Below are 8343 nucleotides of genomic sequence, written 5' to 3'. Positions count from 1 at the left end.
TCGCGCCGGCCAGGACCGCATCGAGCTGCAGGTCTGCGACGTCGCCGACGAGGCCAGCGTGCGCCAGGCCTTCGCCGCGGCGGTGAAGGCCGCCGGGCCGGTCGACCTGCTGGTCAACAACGCCGGCCAGGTCGAGACCGCGCCGTTCGCGAAGACCTCGCTGGAGACCTGGCGGCGACTGCTCGACGTCAATCTCACCGGCAGCTTCCTGTGCAGCCGCGAGGTGCTGCCGGCGATGACCGAGCGCCGCTTCGGGCGCATCGTCAATGTCGCCAGCACCGCCGCGCTGAAGGGATACGCCTATGTCGCGGCCTACTGCGCGGCCAAGCATGGCGTGCTCGGCCTGACGCGCGCGCTGGCGCTGGAGACGGCGCGCAAGGGCGTGACCGTCAACGCGGTCTGCCCCGGCTACACCGAGACCGACATCGTGGCCGGCGCGATCGACACCATCGTCGCCAAGACCGGCCGCACGCCGGAGCAAGCCCGGGCCGAGCTGGCGGCGGTCAATCCGCAGGGGCGGCTGGTGGACCCGGCGGAGGTCGCCGCCTCGGTCGCCTGGCTGGCGCGGCGCGACAGCGGATCCATCACCGGCCAGGCCATCGCGGTCGCCGGCGGGGAGGTGATGTGATGCGCGACAGCGACGAGGACCTGGGCCCCGAGCTCGTGCCGACCTGGAGTCGCGCCTGCACGATGGCGACCATCAGGCGCTGCGCCTGTGGCTGCGCCTGCTGGCCTGCACGACGCGCATCGAGGACCAGATCCGCCAGCGCCTGCGCAACGACTTCGGCACGACGCTGCCGCGCTTCGACCTGCTGGCGCAGCTGGAGCGCAGCCCCGACGGTCTGACGATGCGCGAGCTGTCGCAGCGGCTGATGGTCACCGGCGGCAACGTCACCGGCATCACCGACCAGCTCGAGGCCGAGGGGCTGGTCGTGCGCGAGCCGCATCCGTCGGACCGGCGCAGCGTGACCGTGCGGCTGACGCCGGCCGGGCGGCGCCAGTTCAAGCGCATGGCGGCGACGCACGAAGGCTGGATCGTCGAGCTGCTGGCCGGCTGGTCGCCCGAGGAGAAGACCCAGGTGTACGCGCTGCTCGCGGGGCTGAAGGGCCACCTCGCGCAGCTGGACGCCGCGCGCCGATGAGCGGCGGATACAGGCCGTGGCGCCACGCGGTGCGGAGCGATGAACGGGCCGATGACCGATGCGGCGCATCGGCGCCAGTGAACGAATCAAGGAGTAGGAATCGATGGATCAACACCTCATCAGCGGCAACCGGCGCAGCCTGAAAGGCTTCGAGCCCCGCCACTTCGCGTGGCGGCAGGAGGGCGAGGTCGGCGTGATCACGCTGAACCGTCCCGAGCGCAAGAACCCGCTGACCTTCGAGTCCTATGCCGAGCTGCGCGACCTGTTCCGCACGCTGGCCTATGTCGACGAGGTGAACGCGATCGTCGTGCAGGGCGCGGGCGGCAACTTCTGCTCCGGCGGCGATGTGCACGAGATCATCGGCCCGCTGACGGCGATGTCGATGCCGGACCTGCTCGCGTTCACGCGCATGACCGGCGACCTGGTCAAGGCGATGCGGGCCTGCCCGCAGCCGGTCGTGGCCGCCATCGATGGCGTGTGCGCCGGCGCTGGCGCGATCATGGCGATGGCCTCGGACCTGCGCGTCGGCACCGCGCGCAGCAAGACGGCCTTCCTGTTCACGCGCGTCGGCCTGGCCGGCTGCGACATGGGCGCCTGCGCGCTGCTGCCGCGCATCGTCGGCCAGGGTCGCGCGTCGGACCTGCTCTACACCGGCCGCAGCCTCGGCGGTGAAGAGGCGCTGCAGTGGGGCTTCTTCAACCGCGTGGCGGAGCCGGACGCGCTGGAAGCCCAAGCGGTGGCCTGGGCCGCGGAGATCGCCGCCGGCCCCAACTTCGCGCATGCGATGACCAAGCGGATGCTGCATCAGGAATGGACGATGGGCGTCGACGAGGCCATCGAGGCCGAGGCGCAAGCCCAGGCGATCTGCATGATGACGCAGGACTTCCACCGCGCGTACCACGCGTTCGTCGCCAAGCAGCGCCCCGAATTCAAGGGCGATTGAGGACGGCATGAATCACCTGAAGCACCTGGACTGGCCGTTCTTCGAGGACCGGCATCGCGCGCTCGCGAGCGAACTGGACGCGTGGTGCGCGACGCACCTCGCCCATGGCGCGGTCGATCACGAGGACGTGGACGCGAGCTGCAAGGCACTGGTGAAGGCGCTCGGCGCCGGCGGCTGGCTGAGGCATGCGGTGGCCGGCGAGGGCGAGGCCATCGACACCCGCGCCATCTGCCTGCTGCGCGAGACGCTGGCGCGCCACGACGGGCTGGCGGACTTTGCCTTCGCGATGCAGGGACTGGGATCGGGCGCGATCTCGCTGATGGGCACGCCAGCGCAGCGCGAGGCCTACCTGCCGCGCGTCGCGCGCGGTGAAGCGCTGGCGGCCTTCGCGCTCTCCGAGCCGGAGGCGGGGTCCGATGTCGCGGCGATGCAGTGCGCCGCGCGCGAGGACGGCGACCACTACGTGCTCGACGGCCAGAAGACCTGGATCTCGAACGGCGGCATCGCTGATTTCTACGTGGTGTTCGCGCGCACCGGCGAAGCGCCCGGCTCGCGCGGCATCAGCGCCTTCATCGTCGACGCGGGCCTTCCCGGCTTCGAGATCGCCGAGCGCATCGACGTGATCGCGCCGCACCCGCTGGCGACGCTGCGGTTCACGAACTGCTGCGTGCCGAAGTCCGCGATGGTCGGCGCGCCGGGCGAAGGCTTCAAGGTGGCGATGCGCACGCTGGATGTGTTCCGCACCTCGGTGGCCGCGGCGGCGCTGGGCTTCGCCCGCCGCGCGCTGGAGGAAGGGCTGACGCAGTCCAAGGAGCGCGCGATGTTCGGCGCGACGCTGGCCGACCTGCCGCTGACCCAGGCCAAGCTGGCCGACATGGCCTGCACCGTCGACAGCAGCGCGCTGCTGGTCTACCGCGCGGCCTGGGAGCGCGACCAGGGCCGCACCATCACCCGCGAGGCCGCGATGGCCAAGCTGATGGCCACCGAAGGCGCGCAGCGCGTCATCGACGCGGCGGTGCAGCTGCATGGCGGGCGCGGCGTGCGGCGCGGCGAGATCGTCGAGTCGCTCTACCGCGAGATCCGCGCGCTGCGCATCTACGAGGGCGCCAGCGAGGTCCAGCAGCTGATCATCGGACGAGACCTGTTGAAGAACGGATAAGGACTTCCTCATGCACCGCAGCGCCCACCAGGACACCTTCGCCCGTGACAACCTGCCGCCGCTGGACCAGTGGCCGGAGCTGGTCTTCGACCTGCCGGCGCTGCGATTCCCGGAGCGGATGAACTGCGCGCATGAGCTGCTGGATCGCTGGGTCGCGCAGGGGCAGGGCGATCGCGCCTGCGTGATCGGCGGCGACGGGCGCGGCGGCGAACTGCGCTGGACCTATGCCGAGCTGCAGGCGCAGGCCAATCGCATCGCCAACGTGCTGGTGAACGAGATGGGTGTGGTGCCGGGCAACCGCGTGCTGCTGCGCGGCGCCAACACGCCGCAGATGGCCGCCTGCTGGTTCGCGGTGATGAAGGCCGGCGCGATCGCGGTGGCGACGATGCCGCTGCTGCGCGCCAAGGAACTGGGCCAGGTCATCGAGAAGGCACGCATCTCGCATGCGCTGTGCGACGCGGCGCTGGCCGGGGAACTGGAGACGGCGCGGGCGCAGTGCCCGGTGCTGGCGCGGGTCTGTCTGTTCCGCAGCGAAGCGGCCGATGGCCTGGAGGCCTTGGCCGAACGCCAATCCGAGCGCTTCGACAACGTCGACACCGCGTCCGACGACTGCGCGCTGATCGCGTTCACCTCCGGCACGACCGGCCGGCCCAAGGGCACGATGCACTTCCATCGCGACGTGATCGCGATCTGCCGCTGCTGGCCGGTGCATTGCCTGCGCGCGAACGCCGATGACGTGTTCATCGGCAGTCCGCCGCTGGCCTTCACCTTCGGCCTGGGCGGGCTGGTGCTGTTCCCGCTCAGCGTCGGCGCGTCGACGGTGCTGCTGGAGAAGGCCTCGCCCGACGTGCTGCTGCCCGCGATCGCGAAGCACCGCGCCACGGTGTGCTTCACCGCGCCGACCTCCTACCGCGCGATGGCGGCGCAGGTGGCGTCCCACGACCTGTCGTCGCTGCGCAAGTGCGTCAGCGCGGGCGAGGCGCTGCCCGCGGCGACGCGGCAGCTGTGGAAGGACGCCACCGGCATCGAACTGATCGACGGCATCGGCGCGACCGAGCTGCTGCACATCTTCATCTCGCACACCGAGGAGACCGCGCGGCCCGGCGCGACCGGACGGCCGGTGCCGGGCTACCGCGCCCGCGTCGTCGACGACGCGGGGCGCGAGGTGCCGGCGGGCACCGTCGGCAAGCTCGCGGTGCAGGGTCCGACCGGCTGCCGCTATCTCGCCGACGACCGGCAGGCCCAGTACGTGCGGCACGGCTGGAACCTGACCGGCGACGCCTACCTCATCGACGCCGACGGCTACTTCGTCTACCAGGCGCGCACCGACGACATGATCATCTCCGGCGGCTACAACATCGCCGGGCCGGAGGTGGAGTCGGCGCTGCTGGCCCATCCGGCGGTCGCCGAATGCGCGGTGGTCGGCGTGCCGGACGAGGAGCGCGGCCAGCTGGTGAAGGCCTTCGTCGTGCTCAAGCCCGGCGCGGCCGGCGCCGACGATGAGGCCGCGCTGATCAAGGCGATGCAGGACTTCGTCAAGGCCACGATCGCCCCGTACAAGTACCCCCGTGCGATAGAGTTCCGCGCCAGCCTGCCCCGGACCGAGACCGGCAAGCTGCAGCGCTTCCGGCTGCGCGAAGCATGACGCCGCGCGCAGCGATCCCCACCGCGCCCAGCCGTACCGGCGTGACCGTCCGACCCGCCCTTCACGGGGCCTTTCTGGAGCGTCCGATGAACGCGAACGAAACGAAGCCGTCGCCGCAGTACGAGCCCACCGTTGTCCAGCGCGCGCTCGCCGCGCTCGCTGCCATGGGCGCGGTGCTCGCCCTGGCGGCGCCGGCGCAGGCCGCCGACAAGCTCAAGGTCGGCATGCTGAGCACGCTGTCGGGGCCCGGCGCCGGTCTGGGCGTCGACATCCGCGATGGCTTCGCGCTCGCGGTCCAGCAGGGCGGCGGCAAGCTGGGCGGCCTACCGGTCGAGGTCCTGACCGCCGACGACCAGCAGAACCCCGAGGTCGCCAAGCAATCGGCCGAACGGCTGCTCAAGCGCGACAAGGTCGACGTGATGACCGGCATCGTGTTCTCCAACGTGATGCTGGCCGTCGGCCCCAGCGTCTTCGCGGCGCAGGTGCCCTACGTCAGCGCCAACGCCGGGCCCTCGCAGTACGCCGGCGAGCAGTGCAACCGCTACTTCTTCAACGTCGCCTGGCAGAACGACAACCTGCACGAGGCCGTCGGCAAGACGGTGATGGACAAGGGCTTCAAGAAGGTCGTGGTGCTGGCGCCCAACTACCCCGCCGGCAAGGACGCGGTGGCCGGCTTCAAGCGCTACTACAAGGGCGCGGTGGTCGACGAGATCTACACCAAGCTGGGCCAGCTGGACTACGCCGCGGAACTCGCGCAGGCGCGCGCCGCCAAGCCCGATGCGATGTACATCTTCCTGCCCGGCGGCATGGGCATCAACTTCATCAAGCAGTTCGTCGGCGCGGGGCTGTCCAAGGACATCACGCTCTTCGGTCCGGGCTTCTCCGCGGATGAGGACGTCATCAAGGCGGTCGGCGAGCCGATGCTGGGCATGTTCAACAGCTCGCACTGGGCGCACGACCTGGACAACCCGGCCAACAAGCGCTTCGTCGCCGACTTCTTCAAGGCCTACGGCCGGCTGCCCTCGCTGTATGCGAGCCAGGGCTACGACGCGGCGCAGCTGATCGGCGCGGCGGTGCGCGACGTGAAGGGCAAGGTCGAGGACCGGCCCGCGCTGCTCAAGGCGCTGAAGGCGGCGAAGTTCGACTCGGTGCGCGGCCCGTTCCGCTTCAACCACAACCAGTACCCGGTGCAGGACTACTACCTGCGCGTGATCACCAAGGACCCGCAGGGCCGCGTGACCAACCGGACGCTGGGCAAGATCTTCGAGCAGCACGCCGACGCCTACGCGCCGCTGTGCAAGATGAAGTGAAGGCGGCGGGCGCGCATCGATGGACCTCATCCTCGTCGCCGAGCAGGCCCTCAACGGCCTGCAGTTCGGGCTGATGCTGTTCCTGCTGGCGGCCGGCCTCACGCTGGTCTTCGGCATCATGGACCTGATCAACCTGGCGCACGGCTCGCTGTACATGGTCGGCGCCTACCTGGCCGCGGCGGCGATGGCGGCAGGCGCGTCCTTCGGCATCGCCGTGCTGGCGGCGATCGCGGGCACCGCGCTCCTGGGCATGGCGCTGGAGGTGACGCTGCTGCGCCGGCTCTACCAGCGCGACCACCTGAGCCAGGTGCTGGCGACCTTCGCGCTGATCCTGATGCTCAACGAAGGCGTGCGCATGATCTGGGGCGAGCAGCCGCTGATGCTGAACACGCCGGCCGCGCTGTCCGGTCCGGTCGAGCTGCTGCCCGGGCTGATGTATCCGGCCTACCGGCTGCTCATCATCGGCGTGGGGCTGGTCGTGGCGGTGGCGCTGTACCTGCTGGTCACGCGCACGCGCTGGGGCATGTGGGTGCGGGCCGGCGCCTCCAACCGCGCGATGACCACCGCGATGGGCGTGCCCGCGGACCGGCTGTTCACCGCGGTCTTCGGCGTCGGCGCGGCGCTGTGCGCGCTGGCGGGCTCGCTGCTGGGCCCCTTGCTGGCGGTGCAGGTGGGCATGGGCGAGAGCATCCTGATCCTGGCCTTCGTCGTGATCGTGATCGGCGGCATCGGCTCGATCCGCGGCGCGCTGGTCGGCGCGCTGCTGGTGGGGCTGGTGGACACCGGCTCGCGCACGCTGCTGCCCGCGGTGCTGCGGCAGGTGGCGTCGCCGGAGGTGGCGTCCAACCTCGGGCCGGCGCTGGCGTCGATCCTGATCTACCTGCTGATGGCGGCGGTGCTGTTCTGGAAACCGCGCGGCCTGTTCCCCGCGAGAGGCTGAGCCCATGACAGAGCCGATCACCGAGGCCGTGGCGACCCGCCACACGCTGCTGCACCACCGCGCCCTGGGCGCCTGGGCCTGGGCGCTGCTGGCGGCGCTGGCGGCCTTGCCGCCGCTGCTGCAGGCGCTGGGCCTGGAGTTCTACACGGTGGTCGCGACGCGGGTGCTGATCTTCGCGATCGCCGCGGCGAGCCTGAACCTGATCCTGGGCTTCGGCGGGCTGGTGAGCTTCGGCCACGCGGCCTTCGTCGGCCTGGGCGCCTACACCGTCGGCGTGCTCGCGGATGCGGGCATCGGCTCGGCCTGGATCGCATGGCCGGCCGCGATGGTCGTGTCGGGCGTCGCGGCGGCGGTGATCGGCGCCATCAGCCTGCGCACGCGCGGCGTGTACTTCATCATGATCACGCTGGCCTTCGCGCAGATGTTCCATTACCTGGCGGTCTCGCTGAAGGCCTACGGCGGCGACGACGGCCTGCCGCTGGCGGCGCGCTCGACCCTGTCCGGCCTGCCGCTCAGCCTCGCCGACGATGCCTCGTTCTACTGGGTCGCGCTGGCCGTCTTCGCGCTGGTGTTCGCGGGCCTGCGCCGGCTGGTCAATTCGCCGCTGGGCTGGCTGCTGCAGGCGGCGCGGGAGAACGAGACCCGCGTCGCCGCGACCGGCGGCCGGGTCTTCGCCGTGCAGTGGACCGCCTTCGTCGTCGCCGGTGCGATCGCGGGCCTGGCCGGCGCGCTGCTGGCCAACCTGAACGGCCTGGTGTCGCCGCACCTGATGCACTGGTCGCAGTCGGGCCAGCTGATGGTGATGGTGATCCTGGGCGGCGCCGGCGCGCTGTGGGGCGGCCCGCTGGGCGCGGCCGCCTTCCTGCTGCTCGAGGAGCTGCTGTCGGGCGTCACCATCCACTGGCAGTTCGCGCTCGGCGCGATCCTGCTGGTGGTCGTGCTCTTCGCCCCGCGCGGGCTCACCGGGCTGGTCGAGCGCCTGGGCGCGCGGCGGTCGCCTCGTCCAAGGAGGCCGCGCATGCCTGAGGTCCTGCACGACCTGTCGAGGGCGGCGTCGTCGCGCTTGCCCGAGCTCGCGCTGCTGCAGGTGCATCGGCTGGTGAAGCGCTTCGGCGCGCTGACCGCGACCGACGAGGCCAGCCTCGAGGTGCGCGCCGGTGAGACCCATGCGCTGATCGGCCCGAACGGGGCCGGCAAGACGACG

Annotated in this window: 7 protein-coding genes and 1 pseudogene; all 8 read left to right on the top strand. The window is 71.2% G+C overall.

Annotation, left to right across the window (positions count from 1 at the left end):
• A partial coding sequence (locus FUT87_RS22875) for an SDR family NAD(P)-dependent oxidoreductase (protein ID WP_255511974.1) occupies positions 1-628 on the top strand: 628 nt, incomplete at its 5' end.
• Between the two features lie 43 nt (positions 629-671).
• Entirely contained in the window at positions 672-1142 is a 471-nt protein-coding gene (locus FUT87_RS22870; protein WP_147242498.1) for a MarR family winged helix-turn-helix transcriptional regulator, read from the top strand.
• Between the two features lie 103 nt (positions 1143-1245).
• Positions 1246-2085 carry an enoyl-CoA hydratase family protein gene (locus FUT87_RS22865; RefSeq protein ID WP_091733802.1) on the top strand — a complete coding sequence of 280 codons (840 nt, stop codon included), beginning with the start codon at positions 1246-1248 and terminating at the stop codon, positions 2083-2085.
• Positions 2086-2092: 7 nt separating this feature from the next.
• Positions 2093-3244: an acyl-CoA dehydrogenase family protein gene (locus tag FUT87_RS22860; protein WP_147242497.1), complete on the top strand. Its 1152-nt coding sequence runs from the start codon at positions 2093-2095 to the stop codon at positions 3242-3244.
• Positions 3245-3254: 10 nt separating this feature from the next.
• Positions 3255-4889: a benzoate-CoA ligase family protein gene (locus FUT87_RS22855; protein WP_147242496.1), complete on the top strand. Its 1635-nt coding sequence runs from the start codon at positions 3255-3257 to the stop codon at positions 4887-4889.
• 164 nt (positions 4890-5053) lie between these two features.
• A complete protein-coding gene (locus FUT87_RS22850; protein ID WP_255511975.1) occupies positions 5054-6199 on the top strand; it encodes an ABC transporter substrate-binding protein in 1146 nt (381 codons plus the stop codon).
• A 19-nt stretch (positions 6200-6218) separates the two neighbouring features.
• Entirely contained in the window at positions 6219-7139 is a 921-nt protein-coding gene (locus FUT87_RS22845; RefSeq protein ID WP_147242494.1) for a branched-chain amino acid ABC transporter permease, read from the top strand.
• 49 nt (positions 7140-7188) lie between these two features.
• Positions 7189-8112 (top strand): annotated as a pseudogene (locus FUT87_RS22840) (branched-chain amino acid ABC transporter permease); the annotation flags it as partial.
• Positions 8113-8343 lie beyond the last annotated feature (231 nt).

The sequence above is a fragment of the Mitsuaria sp. TWR114 genome (assembly GCF_007997345.1).
The sequence above is the reverse complement of the archived record's forward strand: the minus strand, read 5'-3'. Positions and strand labels throughout refer to the sequence as shown.